At 68.3% G+C, this 18,474-nt stretch carries 18 protein-coding genes; 8 read left to right on the top strand and 10 right to left on the bottom strand.

Features of this window, described 5'->3' with window-relative positions; translation table 11 throughout:
• Positions 1-133 precede the first annotated feature (133 nt).
• Together GD1_RS09030 and GD1_RS09025 are read right to left on the bottom strand one after the other, a co-directional pair.
• Positions 134-745 (bottom strand): DUF1003 domain-containing protein, encoded by a 612-nt coding sequence (locus GD1_RS09030; protein ID WP_053778004.1) that lies wholly within the window; start codon positions 743-745, stop codon positions 134-136.
• Positions 742-2,022, bottom strand: coding sequence for a magnesium transporter MgtE N-terminal domain-containing protein (locus GD1_RS09025; RefSeq protein ID WP_053778003.1), 1,281 nt, complete (start codon positions 2,020-2,022; stop codon positions 742-744). Before GD1_RS09025 ends, GD1_RS09030 begins: the two co-directional genes overlap by 4 nt.
• Before the next feature lie 33 nt (positions 2,023-2,055).
• Between GD1_RS09025 and GD1_RS09020 the strand changes: the two genes are divergently transcribed.
• From GD1_RS09020 to GD1_RS09000, 5 genes are all read left to right on the top strand, one after another.
• Entirely contained in the window at positions 2,056-2,544 is a 489-nt protein-coding gene (locus GD1_RS09020) for a YflT domain-containing protein (RefSeq protein ID WP_020791551.1), read from the top strand.
• Between the two features lie 407 nt (positions 2,545-2,951).
• Positions 2,952-4,376, top strand: a complete 1,425-nt coding sequence (locus GD1_RS09015; RefSeq protein WP_082366011.1) for an extracellular solute-binding protein — start codon at positions 2,952-2,954, stop codon at positions 4,374-4,376.
• Positions 4,373-5,650 (top strand): carbohydrate ABC transporter permease, encoded by a 1,278-nt coding sequence (locus GD1_RS09010; protein WP_082366003.1) that lies wholly within the window; start codon positions 4,373-4,375, stop codon positions 5,648-5,650. Before GD1_RS09015 ends, GD1_RS09010 begins: the two co-directional genes overlap by 4 nt.
• 6 nt (positions 5,651-5,656) lie before the next feature.
• Positions 5,657-6,487: a carbohydrate ABC transporter permease gene (locus GD1_RS09005; RefSeq protein WP_020792395.1), complete on the top strand. Its 831-nt coding sequence runs from the start codon at positions 5,657-5,659 to the stop codon at positions 6,485-6,487.
• Between the two features lie 4 nt (positions 6,488-6,491).
• Positions 6,492-7,661 carry an ABC transporter ATP-binding protein gene (locus GD1_RS09000; protein ID WP_053778002.1) on the top strand — a complete coding sequence of 390 codons (1,170 nt, stop codon included), beginning with the start codon at positions 6,492-6,494 and terminating at the stop codon, positions 7,659-7,661.
• 45 nt (positions 7,662-7,706) lie between these two features.
• Here the strand turns inward: GD1_RS09000 and GD1_RS08995 are convergent, their stop codons facing one another.
• Together GD1_RS08995 and GD1_RS08990 are read right to left on the bottom strand one after the other, a co-directional pair.
• On the bottom strand, positions 7,707-8,561 hold the full coding sequence (locus GD1_RS08995; protein WP_020792397.1) for a hypothetical protein: 855 nt from the start codon (positions 8,559-8,561) through the stop codon (positions 7,707-7,709).
• On the bottom strand, positions 8,551-9,231 hold the full coding sequence (locus tag GD1_RS08990; RefSeq protein ID WP_053778001.1) for a metallophosphoesterase family protein: 681 nt from the start codon (positions 9,229-9,231) through the stop codon (positions 8,551-8,553). The genes GD1_RS08995 and GD1_RS08990 overlap by 11 nt, the downstream gene beginning before the upstream one ends.
• Positions 9,232-9,309: 78 nt before the next feature.
• Here GD1_RS08990 and GD1_RS08985 point away from each other — a divergent pair, with 78 nt between their 5' ends.
• A complete protein-coding gene (locus tag GD1_RS08985) occupies positions 9,310-9,885 on the top strand; it encodes a suppressor of fused domain protein (RefSeq protein ID WP_053778000.1) in 576 nt (191 codons plus the stop codon).
• Between the two features lie 11 nt (positions 9,886-9,896).
• On the opposite strand, the gene GD1_RS08980 is transcribed toward GD1_RS08985, so the two are convergent.
• Positions 9,897-10,979: a magnesium and cobalt transport protein CorA gene (locus tag GD1_RS08980; protein ID WP_174519032.1), complete on the bottom strand. Its 1,083-nt coding sequence runs from the start codon at positions 10,977-10,979 to the stop codon at positions 9,897-9,899.
• A 200-nt stretch (positions 10,980-11,179) separates the two neighbouring features.
• Here GD1_RS08980 and GD1_RS08975 point away from each other — a divergent pair, with 200 nt between their 5' ends.
• Positions 11,180-12,082 carry a type 2 periplasmic-binding domain-containing protein gene (locus GD1_RS08975; RefSeq protein WP_059036791.1) on the top strand — a complete coding sequence of 301 codons (903 nt, stop codon included), beginning with the start codon at positions 11,180-11,182 and terminating at the stop codon, positions 12,080-12,082.
• A gap of 35 nt (positions 12,083-12,117) precedes the next feature.
• Here the strand turns inward: GD1_RS08975 and GD1_RS08970 are convergent, their stop codons facing one another.
• From GD1_RS08970 to GD1_RS08950, 5 genes are all read right to left on the bottom strand, one after another.
• The gene (locus GD1_RS08970; RefSeq protein WP_059036772.1) at positions 12,118-12,720 is read right to left on the bottom strand and encodes a NifU family protein; all 603 of its coding nucleotides are present in this window, start codon (positions 12,718-12,720) and stop codon (positions 12,118-12,120) included.
• A 4-nt stretch (positions 12,721-12,724) separates the two neighbouring features.
• Entirely contained in the window at positions 12,725-14,779 is a 2,055-nt protein-coding gene (feoB, locus tag GD1_RS08965; protein WP_059036771.1) for a ferrous iron transporter B, read from the bottom strand.
• Positions 14,776-15,066, bottom strand: coding sequence for a FeoA family protein (locus GD1_RS08960; RefSeq protein WP_059036770.1), 291 nt, complete (start codon positions 15,064-15,066; stop codon positions 14,776-14,778). The genes feoB and GD1_RS08960 overlap by 4 nt, the downstream gene beginning before the upstream one ends.
• Positions 15,067-15,348: 282 nt before the next feature.
• On the bottom strand, positions 15,349-16,176 hold the full coding sequence (locus GD1_RS08955; protein WP_059036769.1) for an SDR family NAD(P)-dependent oxidoreductase: 828 nt from the start codon (positions 16,174-16,176) through the stop codon (positions 15,349-15,351).
• 29 nt (positions 16,177-16,205) lie between these two features.
• A complete protein-coding gene (locus GD1_RS08950; protein ID WP_059036768.1) occupies positions 16,206-17,738 on the bottom strand; it encodes a flavin-containing monooxygenase in 1,533 nt (510 codons plus the stop codon).
• A gap of 117 nt (positions 17,739-17,855) precedes the next feature.
• On the opposite strand from GD1_RS08950, the gene GD1_RS08945 reads away from it, so the two are divergent.
• Complete coding sequence (locus tag GD1_RS08945) at positions 17,856-18,443, top strand: TetR/AcrR family transcriptional regulator (RefSeq protein WP_059036790.1); 588 nt, start codon at positions 17,856-17,858, stop codon at positions 18,441-18,443.
• The last annotated feature ends 31 nt before the right edge of the window (positions 18,444-18,474 follow it).

Genomic DNA, 18,474 nt, shown 5'->3' with positions numbered 1-18,474 from the left:
GCCCTGTCACGTCGTCACACCCCATCATGTTCCATCGCACGATTCCCCCGCCCCCCGTGAGAGCGATCTCGGTCCGAGTGGGTCGGTGCGACGTGGCGCAACTCACCTTCGGCCGATGGGGACCACCATACAATCAGCTCCGATTGTCGCGGAACGGAACCCCGGATTCACCATCTGCATCTCGATGGCCGGAACCGCGCTGCTCGCCCCGGCCACGATCGTCGCCGTGGTGGCCTCGGCCGTCGGCGGGCCGGTCGAGCCCCTCCGCCCGGGCGGCGAGGCGATCGGTGAGCTCGTCGAGCAGGTCGTCGAGCTCTTTGCGCAGATAGTCGCGGGTGACGGTGTCGCCGACGGCCAGTCGTACCGCGGCCAGCTCGCGGGCCAGGAACTCGGTGTCGGCCTTGGTCTGGGCGGCACGCATCCGGTCTTCCTCCAGCGACACCTTGTCGCGGTTCTCCTGCCGGTTCTGGGCCAGCAGGATCAGCGGGGCGGCGTAGGCGGCCTGGGTGGAGAACGCCAGGTTGAGCAGGATGAACGGGTACGGGTCCCAGCGGATCGCGATCGCCCACAGGTTCAGTGCGATCCACACGATCACGATCACCGTCTGGATGGCCAGGTAGCGTCCGGTGCCCAGGAATCGGGCGACGCGTTCGCTGTAGACGCCGACGATGTCGGAGTCGAGGTTGAACCTCGGTCGCCGCGATTCGCGGGGGGTGTCGAGACGACGGCCTCGTGATTCGGTCACGGCGTCACCTCGTCGGCGGGCTCGGTCTCGCGCCAGTCACGCGGCAGCAGCTCGTCGAGGAGGTCGTCGACGCTGACCGCGCCGAGCAGATGCCGCTGATCGTCGACCACCGGCCCGCACACGAGGTTGTAGGTGGCGAAGTAGCGGGTGACGGTCTCCAGGGAGTCCTCCGGACTGAGATGGGCGAGGTCGGTGTCGAGGATGCCGCCGACGATGTTGGCGGGGGGTTCGCGCAACAGCGCCTGCATGTGCACACACCCGAGGTATTTCCCGGTCGGGGTGGACGTCGGCGGGCGCACGACGAACACCAGGCTGGCCGCGGCCGGGGTCATGTCGGGGTCGCGTACCCGGGCGAGCGCCTCGGCGACCGTCGTCGACGGGTCGACGATGATCGGTTCGGAGGTCATCAGACCGCCTGCGGTGTCGGGGGAGTGGGTCAGCAGCCGGCGCACCGGCTCGGACTCCTCGGGGTCCATCCGGCTCAGGAACGACTCGGCCTCGGTGTCGGGCAGTTCGCCGAGGAGGTCGGCGGCGTCGTCGGGATCCATCGCCTCGAGGATGTCGACGGCCCGGTCGACGTGGAGGTGGGCGAGCAGGTCGGTCTGGTCGTCGGGCGGCAGCTCCTGCAGGATGTCGGCGAGCCGTTCGTCGTCGAGTGCCGCGGCGATCTCGTCGCGCCGTTTGGTGGGCAGCTCCCGCAGCGCGTTGGCGACGTCGGCCGCGCGCATACCCTCGAACTGCAGCAGCGCCAGCGCCACCCCCTGCCCGGGGAGTTCGAGCGCGGCCTGGTTGAGGCCGTGGACATGTCGCCAGTCCACGACATGGGTCTCCCCGCGCCGCAGTCCGCGCCGCACCGGCCGGATGGCGACCCGCGAGACCACCCAGTCACGGGTGCGGGTGCGTTCGAGCCCGAGGTCGACCACGGTCACGTCGACGTCGGCCAGATCGTCGAGATCGGGATCGTCGATCCGGACCCGGGTGTCGAGCAGCTGGCCGATCGCCAGCGCCTCTCCCGGACGCAGGTGCAGCCGGCGCAGACTGACGGTCCCGGTGTTGAGGGTCACCGCGCCCGGCTCGATCGAGGTGACCCGCAGCATCGGCACGAAGATGCGCCGTCGCGTGGTCAATTCGACGGCCAGGCCCAACGCGCGTGGCTGCTGGCCCGGCATACGCACGGCGATCACCGCATCGCGGACACGACCGATCGACTCACCGTCGGGACCAAGGACGGCCAATCCGACTAACCTGGCCACGAACACCTTGCTCACCGCCGACATGAGAGCAAGGGTAGTGACTGGGAGGACAGAACAGTGAGCAACCCGATGCAGCCGTCGCGTCAGACGCCGGGTCTGCCGACGCCACCGAAGGGCTGGCCGATCGGTTCGTACACGACCTACGCCGAGGCGCAGCGCGCGGTCGACTACCTGTCCGACGAGCACTTCACCGTCGAGGACGTCACCATCGTCGGCGTCGACCTGATGCAGGTGGAGCGTGTGATCGGTCGTCTCACGTGGGGCAAGGTGATCGGCGGCGGCATCGTCTCGGGCGCATGGCTGGGCCTGTTCTTCGGTCTGCTGGTGTCCCTGGTCGTCACCGGAAACCCGTTGGTACCCATCCTCTTCGGCCTGGTCGGCGGCATCGTCTTCGGCCTGATCTCGGCCACCATCCCGTACGCGGCGACCCGCGGTCAGCGCGACTTCGCCTCCACCATGCAGCTGGTCGCCGGGCGTTACGACGTCCTCTGCGATCCCAAGAGTGCGGAGAAGGCCCGCGACATGCTCGCCCGTCTCAACCCCTGAGTCGCCTCGACCCCTGAACGTCCGCGGGTCGAGTGCAGATCGCCGGGGCCGCAACGTTCTCGGATCGCCGGTGGCACCCATCACACCGGGTACCCGTGGGCCCTGTCCGGCCCGGACGAGGCGGGGATCACACCGGTACCCGGATGGCGACGGTACCGGTGCACCACGATGCCGAATCCCCGATGTGGCAACCCCGAACCGAACAACACGGGCACGTCACGATCGGCCGCGAAATGGCACGTTCATCCCGATTGTGTTGATCGTCACACGGGCCTGGGTCTAGCGTAACCTCCAGACGATTGCGGGGGCGTGTGTTCGACGCCTGCCCCCGAGATCCACGACATCGAGGAGGCTGCGTGCGGCGAAGGACGGGCATTGCTGGTCGGAGTCGGCAACCGGTTCGGGGGCTGAAGAGAAAGGCACTCGTCGCCGCCGCGGCGCTGGCCGTGGCGATTCCGGTGGTCTCGGCCTGCGGTTCGGGCTACGAGGAGGGGGTCCTGCACCTGTATCCGCCTGCCGACGGTGCGGATTCGATCGCGGCGCAGGCCGACAAGTGTTCGGCAGAGTCCAACGGTGAATACCGGATCGTCACCACCTCCCTGCCCAAGGGCGCAGACGACCAGCGTCTGCAGCTCGCCCGGCGGCTGGCCGGCAACGACCACAGCCTGGACCTGATGGGCATGGACGTGGTGTGGACCGCCGAGTTCGCCGATGCGGGCTGGCTGGTGCCGGTACCCGAGGATCTCGCCGCCGAGGTCACCCGGTCCACGCTCGGTGGTCCGCTCGACACCGCGTTGTGGCGCACTCCCTCCGACGATCGTCAGCACCTGTACGCGATCCCGATCTGGACCAACACGCAGTTGCTCTGGTACCGCAAGGACGTCGTGCGTGACCTCGGGCAGCGGGCGCCGGCATCCACGTGGGACGCCATGCTCGCCGACGCCGCGAAGAGCGGCGCCACGGGCGGACCGACCTGGATCATGGTGCAGGGCCGTCAGTACGAGGGCCTGATGGTGTGGTTCAACTCGGTGCTGGCCAGTGCCGGCGGGCAGGTCGTCGATCCCGAGGACCCGAACAAGGTGACGCTCGACGACACCCCCGAGCATCGCGCGGCGACGGTCAAGGCGCTGACGGTGATGAAGCAGATCGCGACCGCGCCCGGTCACGACCCGTCGCTGACCAACTCCGACGAGGGCGCGGCACGCCTCGGGATGGAGAGCGGCAAGGCGATCTATGAGGTCAACTGGCCCTTCGTGTTCAGCGGCATCCGTGAGAACGGTGCCGCGGGCAGTGTGCCCTTCCTGACCGACCTCGGTCAGTACAAGGACTTCCTGTCGGGTCTGGACAACCCGCCGACCGTCGAGCAGTTGCGTCAGCTCGCTCCGATCAACGCCAAGATCCGGGAGAAGTTCGACTTCGCCGCCTATCCCGGTGTGAGCCCGACGATGCAGGCCCGCAGTACGATCGGCGGTCTGAACATCGCGGTGGCCAGCACGTCCAAACAGCGCGACCTCGCCTTCAGGGCGGCGGCGTGCATCACCAGCCAGACCGCGCAGAAGTACTATGCGATCAACGCGGGGACACCGCCGGTGAACCGGGAGCTCTACGACGACCAGGAGTTCAAGGCGACGTACCCGATGAGCGATCTCATCAGGCAGCAGCTGGAGGCCGGTCACGCCGTGTCACGCCCGAAGTCACCCGACTATCAGGCGATCTCGACGCTGGTGCAGGCCAAGCTCTCGCCCGTCGGCGCCTGGGATCCCGAGGTGCTCGTCGATCAGCTGGCCGACGCCGTCCGCAAGGCGATCAACGGGGAGGGGCTCATCCCATGACCGGTGACAATCCCACGACCGGCGACAATTCCGCCACCGGGGGCAACGACGACGAGAACCCGCGTCGCGGACGGCATTCCATGCCCGACGCCGGGCCGGGTTCCGGGCGTCAGCCGTCGGATGACCGTGGTCTGGACGTGACGCAACCGCACACCTTCGGTCCCACGGTGCATTCGGAGATCTGGAAGGCCCCCGACGACCCGGGCGGTTCGGGTCCCGCCGGCCGCGGCACCGGAGATCCCGTGGCCGATCTCGGCAAGGTGACCCGACCCGCGGAGATCGCACCGGCGGGTGCCGCCGGCGGGGACGACCGGTGGGCACCGGCCCCCGCGCCCGCGGGAGTCGCCACCGCGGTGGCCCCGCAACCGGAGCCCGAGCGCAAGCCGGCGCGGCTGAGCGAGGGCAAGAAAGCCGAACGGCGACTGGCGTTCTGGCTGGTCCTGCCCGCGGTCCTGATGATGGCGCTGGTCACCGGCTATCCGATCGTCTACGCGGTCTGGCTGTCGCTGAACAAGGCGAGCCTGTCGGCGCCGGGTGAACGCGAGTTCGTCTGGTTCTCCAACTACGGCACCGTGCTGAGTGACGGATACTGGTGGACGGCATTCGGTGTCACCGTGGGTATCACGGTGGTGTCGGTGATCATCGAGTTCGTCCTGGGTATGGCGATCGCACTCGTCATGCATCGAACCCTGTTCGGCCGCGGCACGATTCGTACCGTGGTGCTCATCCCGTACGGCATCGTGACCGTCGCCGCGGCGTTCTCGTGGTACTACGCCTGGACCCCGGGCACCGGCTATCTCGCGAACCTGCTGCCCGACGGCAGCGCGCCACTGACCGAACAGTGGCCGTCGCTGGCGATCATCGTGCTCGCCGAGGTGTGGAAGACCACCCCGTTCATGGCGCTGCTGTTGCTGGCCGGTCTGGCCCTGGTGCCCGACGATCTACTCAAGGCCGCCCAGGTCGACGGTGCCGGGGCGTGGACGCGCCTGTGGCGCATCATCCTTCCGCTGATGAAGCCGGCGATCCTGGTCGCGCTGCTGTTCCGCACCCTCGACGCATTCCGGGTGTTCGACAACATCTACGTGCTCACCAGGGGTTCCAACAACACGTACTCGGTCTCGATGCTCGGCTACGACAACCTGTTCAAGGCGTTCAATCTCGGCGTGGGATCGGCGATCTCGATCCTGATCTTCATCTGCGTCGCGATCATCGCGTTCATCTTCATCAAGGTATTCGGCACCGCCGCGCCGGGTTCCGATTCCGAGGGGAGGTAGGGCCCGGTGGCACACAGCGTCAAGTCCAAGTTCTGGTGGGCGATCGCCAACATCCTGGTCGTCCTGTACGCGATCATCCCGCTGCTGTGGATCCTCAGCCTGTCGTTCAAGCCGCCGTCGAGCGTCACCGACGGCAACTTCTTCCCGCGGGAGTGGACGCTGGAGAACTACTCCGGCATCTTCTCCACGAGTGCCTTCACCAGCGCCCTGATCAACTCGATCGGGATCGGGCTGATCACCACCGTGATCGCGGTGATCCTCGGCACGATGGCCGCCTATGCGGTCGCGCGCCTGGACTTCCCGGGTACGCGGCTGCTGATCGGTGCGGCTCTGCTGATCGCGATGTTCCCGCAGATCTCGCTGGTCACCCCGCTGTTCAACATCGAGCGCCGGATCGGGCTGTTCGACACGTGGGCCGGTCTGATCCTGCCGTACATCACCTTTGCGCTGCCGCTGGCGATCTACACGCTCTCGGCGTTCTTCCGGGAGATCCCGTGGGAGCTGGAGAAGGCCGCCAAGATGGACGGCGCCACACCGTGGCAGGCGTTCCGCAAGGTGATCGCACCGCTGGCGGCGCCGGGTGTGGTGACCGCGGCGATCCTGGTGTTCATCTTCGCCTGGAACGACCTGCTGCTCGCCCTGTCGCTGACGTCGACCGAGCGGGCCATCACCGCCCCGGTGGCGATCGCGAACTTCACCGGCAGCACCCAATTCGAGGAACCGACCGGGTCGATCGCGGCGGCCGCCGTCGTCATCACCATTCCGATCATCATCTTCGTGCTCTTCTTCCAACGTCGAATCGTCGCCGGGCTGACCTCCGGTGCGGTGAAGGGATAACCCCATGGCAGATATCGTCCTGGACAATGTCACCAAGCAGTACCCCGACGGTTCGACCGCGGTACACGGCGTGAACGTCGAGATCGCCGACGGCGAGTTCATCATCCTGGTCGGGCCCTCCGGGTGCGGAAAGTCCACCACGCTCAACATGATCGCCGGCCTGGAGGACATCACCGACGGTGAGCTGCGGATCGCGGGGCAACGGGTCAACGAGCGCGCACCCAAGGACCGCGACATCGCGATGGTGTTCCAGAGCTACGCGCTCTACCCGCACATGTCGGTGCGCGACAACATCGCCTTCCCGCTCACCCTCGCCAAGCTGCCCAAGGACGAGATCCGGACCAAGGTCGACGAGGCCGCGCGGATTCTCGACCTCGGACCGTACCTGGATCGCAAGCCCGCCAACCTGTCCGGTGGTCAGCGTCAGCGCGTGGCGATGGGCCGGGCGATCGTCCGCTCGCCCAAGGCGTTCCTGATGGACGAGCCGCTGTCGAATCTCGACGCCAAGCTGCGCGTGCAGATGCGCGCCGAGATCGCCCGTCTGCAGGCACGTCTGGGCACCACGACGGTGTATGTGACCCACGACCAGACCGAGGCGATGACGCTCGGCGATCGGGTCGTGGTGATGCGTTCGGGCCACGTGCAGCAGATCGGTACCCCGCAGGAGCTCTACAACCAGCCCGCCAATGTGTTCGTGGCCGGGTTCATCGGCTCCCCGGCGATGAACTTTCTGCCCGGAACGCTGGGAGCGCAGGGGATCTCGACCCCGATCGGCACCATCCCGCTGCACGATCACCAGTCGGTCACCGCAAAGGCGTCGGCGGTGCACAGCAATGGTCATGTGCTGATCGGCATCCGCCCCGAGCATCTCGAGGACGCGGCGCTCCTCGATGCCGACACCCGTTCGCGGGGAAAGAGTTTCGACGCCGACGTCGACGTCCTCGAGTCGATGGGATCGGACAACTACGCCTACTTCACGATCGGGTCGGCCCGCTCGGCCAACGATGCGCTGGCCGAGTTGTCGGCGGAGTCGGGTGCCGACCTCGGTGGGGGACAGATGATCGCGCGACTCTCGCCGGAATCGCAGGTGCGTCGGGGGACGCGCGCCGAGCTGTGGTTCGACCCGGCCAAGGTCGCGGTCTTCGACCAGGAGTCGGGCCTGAACCTGCGCTGAACGGTGTCCCCGGCGCCGGCCGTGACGGGCGGTACCGGGGACCGTTCAGCGGCGGCGTGGCGGGTGGTCGCGGAGTTCGTCGATGATCGCGTCGTCCCAGATGTGTTTGCGCACCAGCCGGTAGCGTTCGCAGGCGAGCCACAGGTACAGCTCGGAGTCGCTGGTGAGGTCGGGCCGGACGTTCGCGCGCCGGGCCATGCGCACCACCGGGAGGAACTCCTCGCCGAACCAGCGGCGCGCCACATCGGTGCGGCTGATGAACTCGCCGATCTCCTGGGCGGCACGAAACCCCCACGCCTCCACGCATTCGGCGAGTTCGGCGTAGTCGAACGGGTCGCCGAAGCGGATCACCTCCGCCTGCGCGGTGGGCAGCGGCACCCGGGTGAGGAACAGCCGGCGGTGGTCCTTGAGGATCAGGTCGCCGGTCACGTTGATGCCCTCCGGTGAGATCCGCGTGTGGATCTCGGTGACGTAGGCGTCGATGGTGTGCAGGTGCCGGGCGATGGCGATCGAGATCCGGTGGTGTCCGTCGATCACGAAGTGCATCGTCCCGATCCGGTAGAGCCGCACCGGGGGCACCGACTCGCCGCGCCGCTGGGCCGCCGCCAGGCGCTGCCACCGTTCCCGGATCCGTGAGGACGTGGGGCGGAAGTACCTGTCGAAATCCTTTGTGCGGTCCACGCTTCCGACGATCGAGGAGACCTCCACCGGCAACAGGCCGAGGGCGGTCTCACCGGTGCGGCCGAGGGCGGCGACGACCTCGTCGAAGGGCAGGATGGTGTTGACGTCGGCGGGTTGGCGGGTGAACCACTGGGTGAGGCGGGCCAGTTCGGCATGCCGCCGCATGCGCTGGAAGTCGTTCTCGGCGTCGGCGTCGGGAAAACCGGTGTCACGCGCCATGTCTGCGCCTCATCACCTCGACGTCGCCGGTGGCGGGGTCGATCTCGAACTGGCAGTATCCGACGACGTTCATCGACACGGTGCCGGTGCCGATGGGCCGGTCGGCGGGATGTGCGCCGTAGGGGTGGATGTGTCCGTGGATCAGCAGTGTCGGCCGCAGATGGGCGACGAGGCCGTGGTAGCAGGCGAATCCGCGATGCGGGCGGTCGTCGGCGTCGCCGACCCCACGGGCGGGGGCGTGGGTCAGCAGGATGTGCGGGCGTGCGGTGCGTGGGCGCAGCCGCAGTCCCCACGACCGCATGCGCTGGCGTGACTCGCTGTACTGATTCGGTCCGTCGCTGTAGCGCGGGCTGCCCCCGAGCCCGCTGATCCGCAGTCCCGCCACCGTCACCGTCCGCCCGTCGGCATTGACCGCGCCGGCCGGGCCGGGGGAGGTGGCCGGCATGCCCGCACGCGTCCAGCCGGTGCGTCCGCGACGGTATCCGCCCAGGTCGCGGTCGTGGTTGCCGGGAACGAAGACACACGGCACGTCGTAGACGGTGGCCAGGGTCTCGAGGTAGTCGAACGGCAGGTCACCGGCAGCCAGGACGAGGTCGGGGTGTCCGATCGCCCCGCGTCCGAGCGTGAGCGAGTCCACCACCTCGTCCGCGACGGCCAGGACATTCACCACCGTCCCAGGCTAGCGTGTGCCCGGGGCTGCTGGTCGGCTCGTTCACGACGTCGAGGCCGCAAACGCTACCGTTGACGCGTGAGTGCTTCTGTGACCGACCTGATCAACAGTCACCTCGTCGAGTCCTTCGGCGGACAACCGCAGCGGGCCTCGGTCACCTTTCTGGGGGTGGAGCCCATCGACGTGGTGCGCTTCGCCGCCGATGCGGAGGTCACCTATGTGACGGTGGGGTGCGCTCGGCACCCGATGTCGGACCCGGGGGATCTCAACCCGGATCCGGTGCGCGGACCGCGCGTCGAACTCGTGGTGCGGCTGCAGGCCGGGGTGGCCCTGCCGGGGCTGCACCGCCGGATGGCGACGCTGGCTGCGGCACCGGCCGTCGAGGGTCTGATCCTGGGTACCGATGCGCTGCTCGACCTCGGTGAACCGCTGTGGGACGGTGCGCCTTTCACCGCATTCATCACCGACGATGATGTGCTGGGCCAACTCTCGCTGCCCGATCCGATGGATCCCGTCCGGTTTCTGCGGGCGGTTCCGATCACCGCCAACGAGGCGGCCTGGATGCGTCTGAAAGGTGTTGACGCACTACGGGAGGCGTGGTCCGAGGCGGGTATCGACGTCACCGACCCGCACCGCAGCCCCGCCACCATGTGACGACCCGGCCGTCACAGCCAGTGGTGACGCCGGAACACCGCCCACAGTCCGACGCAGGCGAGCACCAGCGCGACCACCACGATGAAGAACCCGGGGCGGTCGTCGGAGCCGGGCATGTACTCGAAGTTCATCCCGTACAGCCCGGCCACCATGGTCGGGACGGCGCCGATCGCGACCCATGCCGAGATCTTGCGCATGTCGCCGTTCTGCTGGATGCTCACCTTGGTCGCGGCGGCGTCGAGCAGCGAGCTCAGCAACTCGTCGTACTCCACCACATGCTCGATCACGGTGGCGAGGTGATCGGCGACGTCACGGAAGTGGCGCCGAACCTCCTTGGGCACCAGCGCATTGCCGTTGGCGGTGATCCTCGACAACGGCCCGGCCAGAGGCGTGACCGCCCGGCGCAACTCGAGCACCTCGCGTTTGAGCAGATACACCGGCTCGATGTTGAGCCAGTTCTTCTGCGCCCCGAACACCGCACGTTCGATGTCGAGGATGTCGTCCTCCATCTTCTCGCTCACGGCCAGATAGCTGTCGACGACGAGGTCGCTGATCGCATGCATCACCGTTGTCGGACCCTCACGGAGCCGCTCGGGGCGTTCCTCGAGCCGGTGCCGGACCCCCGACAGATGGGTGTGGTCGCCGTGACGGACGGTGATCACGAAGTCGGGTCCGACGAAGATCATGATCTCGCCGGTCTCGACCACCTCGCTGGCCTGCTCGATGGAGTCGTGCTCGACATATTTGACCGTGCGCAGGACGAGGAACTGGATGTCGTCGTAGATCTCGAGCTTCGGCCGCTGATGGGCGTGCACCGCATCTTCCACGACGAGCTCGTGGAGACCGAAAACCTCGGCGACACCGGTCATCTGGTCGTCGTCGGGGGCATGGAGTCCCAGCCAGACGAAGCCTTCGCCGCTGTCGCGGACCGTGCGGAAGGCGTCGGCGTAGGCGATCCGACCGGGTTGGCGCACCCCGTCGATGTAGATCGCACAGTCGACCACCGCCCGCGCGACCGGTACCGGGATGTGCGGCAGTGGCCGTCGGTCGCGTCGTGCGGCGATCCCGCGGCTTCCCGGTCGGAGGTTCGGGATCTGGGGCACGTGGTGGATGCTACGCCCATCGGGCGGGCCTGCCGGTCCGAACACCTCGGTCGTCGCCGGGCTGACCGTAGGATCGCCTCATGTGCCCCGACGCGACCGCGCACGACGCCCCCGCCCGCGCGCATGATCACCGCCCCACTAGCGTGAACGCCGTGCGAATCCGTCTGCTGATCCCCACGTTCGCTGCCCTGATGCTGGTGGTCGGCGTCCTTGCCGGCTGCGGCTCCACCTCGGCGCCGCATCCGCTGGTGATGGGTTCCGACGGGACGCCCGCGATGTCGGTGATGGCCGAGATCTATGCCGGGGCGCTGCGCAACTCCGGTACCGCCGTCTCCGGCGACGTGGTGATCGGTGACGACGCGCAGCTGCTGTCGATGATGGCCCGCACCGAGGTGGACCTGTTCGGTGCCTTCACCGGAACCCTGCTCGCCGGCCTGGCCCCCGAACTCGCCCCGACCACCTCCGAGGACACCTACAACGACCTCAATCGTTCTCTGCCGCAGGGAGTCTCGGTGGGGGACCCGACCCCGGTGACCAATGCGCCGCAACTGGTGGTGGCCATCTCGCTGGCCACGTCGACCGGCGTCACCGACCTGTCCGGCTGTGCGCGGCTGCCCGCCGGCCTCCCGGTGGCGGTGACCGGCACGCCGTCCGAGGCGACACTGCATGTCCTCGCCGACGCCGGCTGCCGGCTGGGACCGGTGCAGACCCTGACCGACGTGCACGCGGTGGTCGCGCGCGTGGCCACCGGCACCGCGGTGGGCATCCTGTCCCCGCTGCAGCTCGCCGCACAGGACACGGAAGGTCCGGCCGGGAAGGTGCAGTCCCTGCCGGTGCCCGAACAGTCGCCCGGGACCAGCACCCCGGCCGGATCGGCCCCGCAGAGCGCGCCGCCCGTGACCGTCGGCCCCCGCGCCGAGGACCTCGTACCCGTCTACCGCACCGCGGCCCTCGGCAGCGACCAGGTCAAGACGATCAACAAGGTCGCCGGCGAGATCACCACCGCCGACCTGGCGACCATGGCCCGCAAGGTGCAGTCGGGGGCCGAGCCCCGTGATCTCGCGGTGGACTGGCTCGGCGAGCACGGCATCTGAGGCCGGCGCGGCGGTCGGTGAGACCGCCGCCCCGATCATCCGATACTGCGCAGTTCGGTGAAACCGGGCAGCGAGCGCAGACGGATGGCGAGATTCTGTCGCAGGGTCACCGTGGCGGCCGCACAGCCATGGCAGGTACCGCCCATCCGGACGGTCACCACCCCGCCGACCACGTCGACCAGTTCCACCCGGCCGCCGTGTGAAGCGGTGTAGCCGCCGAACTCACCGGCCAGCACCGACCGCACGCCGTCGGCCAGTTCGGCGTCGGCCCCGGCCTGCACCGCGTCGTCGAGTCGGTGTCCCGAGGGTGCCGTCGCGGCGACCGCGGGCGTGACATCGGCGACCGGCCAGCCGCCCGGGCGCGAGAGCACCGTGAACAGGGCATCGCGTACGGCGGAGCCGTCGGTGCGCGGATCGTGCCCGGCGGCCAGCCGGGTGTCGACACGACCGGGCTGCACCCGCACCGCCTCGAGCACGCCGGCGTCGACGAGTGCCCGCAGCTCGCCGGGCAGCTGCGTCGCCGGCACCTCGCCGTCCATCCGGACCAGGCCGGGCCCCACCCGCCAGCGGATCACCGAGGGATCGGCCGGATCGGTGGGTGCCGGCAGCAACATCACCGGCCGTTCCCGCGACGTCATGGCCTCACCCGGTGACGGCTGCGGTGATGACGTGACCGAGATAGCCGGCCACCCAGGCGAGCACGAACATGTATGTCCACGCGATCACCGGCCAGCGCCACGAGTTGGTCTCGCGACGGATCGCACCGACGGTCGACATACATTGCAGCGCATAGACGAAGAACAGCAGCATCGCGACGATCGTCGGCGGGGTGAACACCTTCTCACCCTCGTGCGGGCCCTGTGTGTAGGTCATCTCGCTCAGGGCCGTCCCCGGATCCTCGGGGTCCTCTGCGGCGGCGATCTGACCGAGTGTCGACACCACGACCTCGCGGGCGGAGAACGATCCGAGGATGCCGGTGTCGATCCGCCAGTCGAAGCCCAGCGGTGCGAACACCGGCTCGACGAACTTGCCGATCGACGCCGCGAAGCTGTTGTCCATCACATACGAGCGCGATGCTGCCTCACCGGCGGCGTCGGCCTCGTCGGCGGTCGCACCGTCGGCGACGGCAGCAGCAACGGCATCGGTGCGCACCTGGTCGGCCTGCTCGGTGTGTGCGGGCAGCGACAGCAGCAGCCACAGCACGATCGAGGTGAGCAGGATGATCTTGCCGACCTTGCGCAGGAACATCCGGGTGGAGTCCCACATCATCATGACCACCGACTTGAGCGACGGCATGCGATACGGCGGCATCTCCATGTAGAACGGCATCAGGCCACTGCGCAGCGACTTGGTGCGCTTGAGGACCGTGGCCGCGGTCATCGCCGACACCGCTCCGAGCAGGTACAGCCCGAACATCACCGCACCCTGGGTCTGGACGGGGCCGAACCGGGAGTCCGAGGGGATCAGCATGCCGGTGAGCAGCACGAACACCGGCAGACGTGCCGAACAGGTGATCAGCGGCGCCGACATCGCGGTGGCGATCCGGTCCTTCGACGACGGCAGGGTACGGGTGGCCATGATGCCGGGGACCGCACAGGCGAACGACGACAGCAGCGCGACGAAGGCACGCCCCTCGAGGCCGGCCCGGCTCATCACCCGGTCGGTGAGGAATGCCGCCCGCGACATGTAGCCGACGTTCTCCATCAGCGAGATCAGCAGGAACATCAGCAGGATCTGCGGGACGAAGACCAGCACCCCGCCGACGCCGCCGATCAGGGCGGTCGAGAGGAAGTCGGCCAGGATGGGTTGGGACACATGGTCGGCGACCATCGTGCCCGCCCAGCCGAAGAACTGCTCGATCCAGTCCTGGAACGGTGCCGCGACGGTGAACAACACCTGGAAGAACAAGAACATGAACACCAGGAAGGCCAGCAGCCCGGCCACCGGGTGCAGCAGCAGGCGGTCGACCATCGCGGTGCCGCCGTGCGGGGCGGGTGCCCGGTAGCCCGAGAGTTCGAGTACCGATGCCACCCAGTCGGCGTGCTGGGGGCCGGCGTCATCGGGTGGCCCGACCGCCGGACGGCTCCACGACGCCGGGTCGGCCAGCAACTCGCGGACCGATTCCAGCGTCGACTTGCGGGTGCCGATCACCGCGCGCACCGGGACACCGAGCGCATCGGAGAGGCCTTGCGGGTCGACGTGACCGCCGCGGCGTTCCATCTCGTCGGTCATGGTCAGGACGACGGCGACCGGGATCCCGAGATTGAGCGTCTCGGAGACCAGCGACAGCGATCGCTGCAGCACCGTGCAGTCGACGACGACGAGCGCGGCATCGGGTGCGGTGGTCCCGGCGAGCCGGCCGGCCATGAGGTCGGCGACGATCTGTTCGTCCGGCGAGATCGGGTTCAGGCTGTAGGCGCCGGGAAGGTCTTCCAGATATACGGTGGTGTGCGCCTTGGCCTTTCCGGAGTCGCCGTGGACGGCGCCGGCCGGCGTGGGCACCTTGCACCGGCCGACCGACCGGGCCACGGTGACACCCGGATAGTTTCCGGTCTTCAGCCGAAGGCCGGTGAGTCCGTTGAACACAGAGGTCTTGCCGGCGTTGGGACTGCCGATCAGCGCGACACGTTCGATCGGGGCGCCGGTGGAGTCGGCGTCGGGCAGGTCGGTTCCGCCCGGGTCGTGGCAGTCGCTCATGCCCGTCCCCCGTCCACGGCGTCGTCGACGGCGGTGGGCGTGCACTCGATGTAGGCCGCCTCGCGGGCGCGCAGGCAGATCTCGTAGGACATCACGCGGTAGACGCATGGGCTGCCGAGCGGGGCGCGGCGCATCTTGACGACCTCGATGCCGGGAACGAATCCGAGCCCGGCCAGACGCCGCCGCACCGCGTCGGGGCAGGTGTCGGTGAACCCGAGAATCCGCGCCGACGCCGAGATCGGGAGATCTGCGAGTGGTGTGGTGATCGTGAGATCGGGGGTTGTCATCAAGGCCGCCTTCCCGTGCCGCAGACACGTTCACGTGACTACATCTCTCACGCTAGGTACGGCTTACCTCGGGCGGGAGGGGCATTGGTCACGATGTCGGCAGGTTCCTCCGACCGGGTGACGCCGAATGTGATGCCCGACTCGTCCGTTTTCACCGGGGAGGTGGCGGCGGGTCCCAGCGGCCGCCACGTCGCTGCTCGACCAGCGGACGGCGACGGCGGCCGTGTGCTGGTCGAGCAGCTCGTCATCGTGCAGCGAGCACAGACGCCGCCCGGGCCGATCTCAGGCCTTCGACAGGGCCAGTCCCGTCACCTTGGCGGTCACCCACTGGTACTTCGACGCCACGAGACGGACCCAGATGTCGAGGACCTTGGCGTCGGTGCCGACGAGGACACGGGCCTTGTTCTTGCGGACCCCGTTGATGATCACGTCGGCGGCGTCCTCCGAGGACATCCGTGCGAGGTACTTGTCGAAGAAGTCGGCGGTGGCCTTGGCGTCGTGATCGCCGGAGGTGGTCGCATTGCGGGCGATCGCGGTCTTGATCCCGCCGGGGTGCACGCAGGTCACCTTGACCGGATGCTTGGCGACGATCATCTCCTGGTTGAGGGCCTCGGTGAAGCCGCGGACGGCGAACTTGGCCGAGTTGTAGGCGGCCTGGCCGGGCTCGGCGAGCAGACCGAAGAGCGAGGAGGTGTTGACGATGTGGCCGTCGCCGGAGGCGATGATGTGCGGCAGGAATGCCTTGGTGCCGTTCACGACTCCCCAGAAGTCGACGTCCATGACACGCTCGATGTCCTTGAACTCGGTGCGTTCGATCTCGCCGTGGTGGGCGATCCCGGCGTTGTTGAAGATGACGTTGACGGTGCCGTAGTGCGCGACGACGGCCTGGGCGTAGTCGAGCACGGCCTCGCGCTCGGCGACGTTGAGGATCTGACTGTGTACCGGTGCGCCGGTCTCGCGGATCAGGTTCTCGGTGACCTCGAGGCCGGCCGGATTCAGGTCCGAGATGGCGAGTTTCGCGCCGAGCCGGGCGAGCTTGACGGCGAGGTCGCGGCCCATCCCCGAGCCGGCTCCGGTGACGACGACGACCTTGTCGCGAAAGTCCTTCATGTGCTTCTTCTCTCGTTTCGTGTGGGCGTTCAGGCGCCGGTGACTGCCGGGACGGCGTCGGCCGACACCGGCGCGGTGAGCGGGGCGTCGGTGCGGATGTCGTAGGCGTCGGCGTCGAATGTCTTCGTCGCGCGACGGAAGTCGAAGGTGAAGCCCGGCCACAGGGTGGTGATGTTGCCGTGCTCGTCCTTGTACCACGACCCGCATCCACCGTTGACCCACACGCTGTTGCGCAGCTTGTGCTGGATGCCGGCGTTGTAGCGCTGCTGGGCGTCGGCGGTCACCTCGGTGCGGGTGGCGCCGAGCCGGCGGGTGGTGGCGATGTAGTCGACGAGATAGTTCAGCTGGGACTCGATCATGTACACCATCGAGGTGTGCCCGAGGCCGGTGGACGGCCCCACCATGAGCATCAGGTTGGGGAAGCCGTGCACGAATCCGCCCTTGTAGCCCTGCATTCCGCCCTCGGCCCAGACCGCGGCCAGGCTGTTGCCGCCGACGCCGACGATGCTGTCGAACACCGGCGAGTCGGTGACGTGGAAGCCGGTGGCCACCACCAGGATGTCGATCTCGCGGGCGATGCCGTCGCGGGTGACGATGCCGGTGGGGGTGACGTGGTCGATGCCGGTGGTGACCAGGTCGACGTTCGGCCGGTCCAGCGTCGGATACCAGTTGTTGGACTTCAGGATTCGCTTGCAGCCGATCTGGAAGTCCGGGGTGACCGCGGCACGCAGTGCGCCGTCGCGGATGCCGCGGAAGATGTTGGCGCGGGCCAGTGCCTGGACCGGCTTGAGTGCGGCGGGGGAGTAGGTCATCCCGAACGCGATGAGCTCGTTGGAGGCGTAGATCCCGGCTCGACCCGCGGTCTGGGTGAGCGGGATGTTCTTGAACGCCCACCGCTCGAGCGGGGTGTACGGCCGTTCGGTGCGGGGCACGATCCACGGGGCGGTGCGCTGGTAGACGTCGAGCCGGCCGGCGGTCTTGGCCAGTTCGGGGACGATCTGGATCGCCGAGGCGCCGGTGCCGATCACCGCGACACGCTTGCCGGTGACGTCGACGGTGTCGTCCCAGCGCGCGGAGTGCATCACCGTCCCGCCGAACGATTCGATGCCGTCGATGTCGGGCAGGTTGGGCTCACAGAGCGGTCCGACCGCGCCGACCAGGTGGCGTGCGCGGTACCGGGTGTCGACGCCGTCGGTGGTGGTGTCGACGAGCCAGTGCCGGGAGTCCTCGTCCCACGCGGCGTGAGTGACCTCTGTGCCGAAGCGCGCCTTGTCGCGGACACCGTGGGCGTCGGCGACCGCGTTGATGTAGCGGTGGATCTCCGGCTGGTGCGAGTAGGTCCGCGACCAGTCGGGGTTGGGGGCGAACGAGTAGGAGTAGAGGTTCGACGCGACGTCGCAGGCGGCACCGGGGTAGGTGTTGTCGCGCCAGGTGCCGCCGAAGTCGCGGCCGCGGTCGAGGATCACGTAGTCGTCGACGCCGCTCTGGGTGAGCTTGATGGCGGCTCCGAGGCCGGAGAACCCGGCCCCGACGATCGCGATCTCTACATCATGCGTTGTCATGGAAGTCACGATAGACATCTATTGAACCGCGGTCAATAGCTATTGACGACAGATCAATAAGCTAGGATCGTCCACGTGACCACAGCGAACACGGCCCGCTCCGGACGCCGCACCCGGATGAGTCCCGAGGCCCGGCGCGACCAGTTGATCGCACTCGGCATGGCGATGGTCGACGAGAAGCCGCTCGACCAGGTGACCATCGATGCGATCGCCGAGGTCGCCGGGGTGTCCCGGGCGCTGCTGTTCCACTACTTCGCCTCCAAACAGGACTTCCACCTGGCCATCCTGCGTGCCCAGGGGGAGCAGCTGATCGCCTGCACCACTCCCGACGACTCCCTCGACGACCCGATCGCCATCCTGACCAGTTCGCTGTCGGCGTTCGTCGACTACGTCAGCGAACACGGCGGCGCCTACACCGCCTTCCTGCGCGGCTCCTCGAGCGCCGACCCCGCCGTCCGCGAGGCCGCCGACGCCACCCGCTCGGTGATGGTCGACCGCGTCCTCGAACACGCCCCCGCCTTCGGTCTGGAGGTGACCCCACGCGCGCGCGTCGCCGTGTCCGGATGGGTGACCTTCGTCGAGGAGGTCACCATCTCGTGGCTCACCGACCCCGACGTGATGACCCGCGACGAACTGCTCGACCTGATCTGCAACTCCCTGCCCGCGATCGCCTTGAGCGTCGGGGGAGCACTGCCGGAACGGTGAGTAGGCGGTGCTTTTTCGGTGGTTGAGCCGA

It is taken from the genome of Gordonia desulfuricans NBRC 100010 (assembly GCF_001485495.1).
GTDB classification, from domain to species: domain Bacteria; phylum Actinomycetota; class Actinomycetes; order Mycobacteriales; family Mycobacteriaceae; genus Gordonia; species Gordonia desulfuricans.
This window is presented reverse-complemented; position numbering and strand designations above follow the sequence as displayed.

Bases quoted from the DNA above. Each gene is read 5' to 3' on its own strand.
- GD1_RS09010 (WP_082366003.1), top strand. From the start codon at position 4,373: ATGACCGGTGACAATCCCACGACCGGCGACAATTCCGCCACCGGGGGC.
- GD1_RS08995 (WP_020792397.1), bottom strand. From the start codon at position 8,561: ATGGCGCGTGACACCGGTTTTCCCGACGCCGACGCCGAGAACGACTTC.
- feoB (WP_059036771.1), bottom strand. From the start codon at position 14,779: ATGAGCGACTGCCACGACCCGGGCGGAACCGACCTGCCCGACGCCGAC.
- GD1_RS08955 (WP_059036769.1), bottom strand. From the start codon at position 16,176: ATGAAGGACTTTCGCGACAAGGTCGTCGTCGTCACCGGAGCCGGCTCG.
- GD1_RS08970 (WP_059036772.1), bottom strand. From the start codon at position 12,720: ATGACGTCGCGGGAACGGCCGGTGATGTTGCTGCCGGCACCCACCGAT.
- GD1_RS08950 (WP_059036768.1), bottom strand. From the start codon at position 17,738: ATGACAACGCATGATGTAGAGATCGCGATCGTCGGGGCCGGGTTCTCC.
- GD1_RS08960 (WP_059036770.1), bottom strand. From the start codon at position 15,066: ATGACAACCCCCGATCTCACGATCACCACACCACTCGCAGATCTCCCG.
- GD1_RS08975 (WP_059036791.1), top strand. From the start codon at position 11,180: ATGCTGGTGGTCGGCGTCCTTGCCGGCTGCGGCTCCACCTCGGCGCCG.
- GD1_RS09025 (WP_053778003.1), bottom strand. From the start codon at position 2,022: ATGTCGGCGGTGAGCAAGGTGTTCGTGGCCAGGTTAGTCGGATTGGCC.
- GD1_RS09000 (WP_053778002.1), top strand. From the start codon at position 6,492: ATGGCAGATATCGTCCTGGACAATGTCACCAAGCAGTACCCCGACGGT.
- GD1_RS08945 (WP_059036790.1), top strand. From the start codon at position 17,856: ATGAGTCCCGAGGCCCGGCGCGACCAGTTGATCGCACTCGGCATGGCG.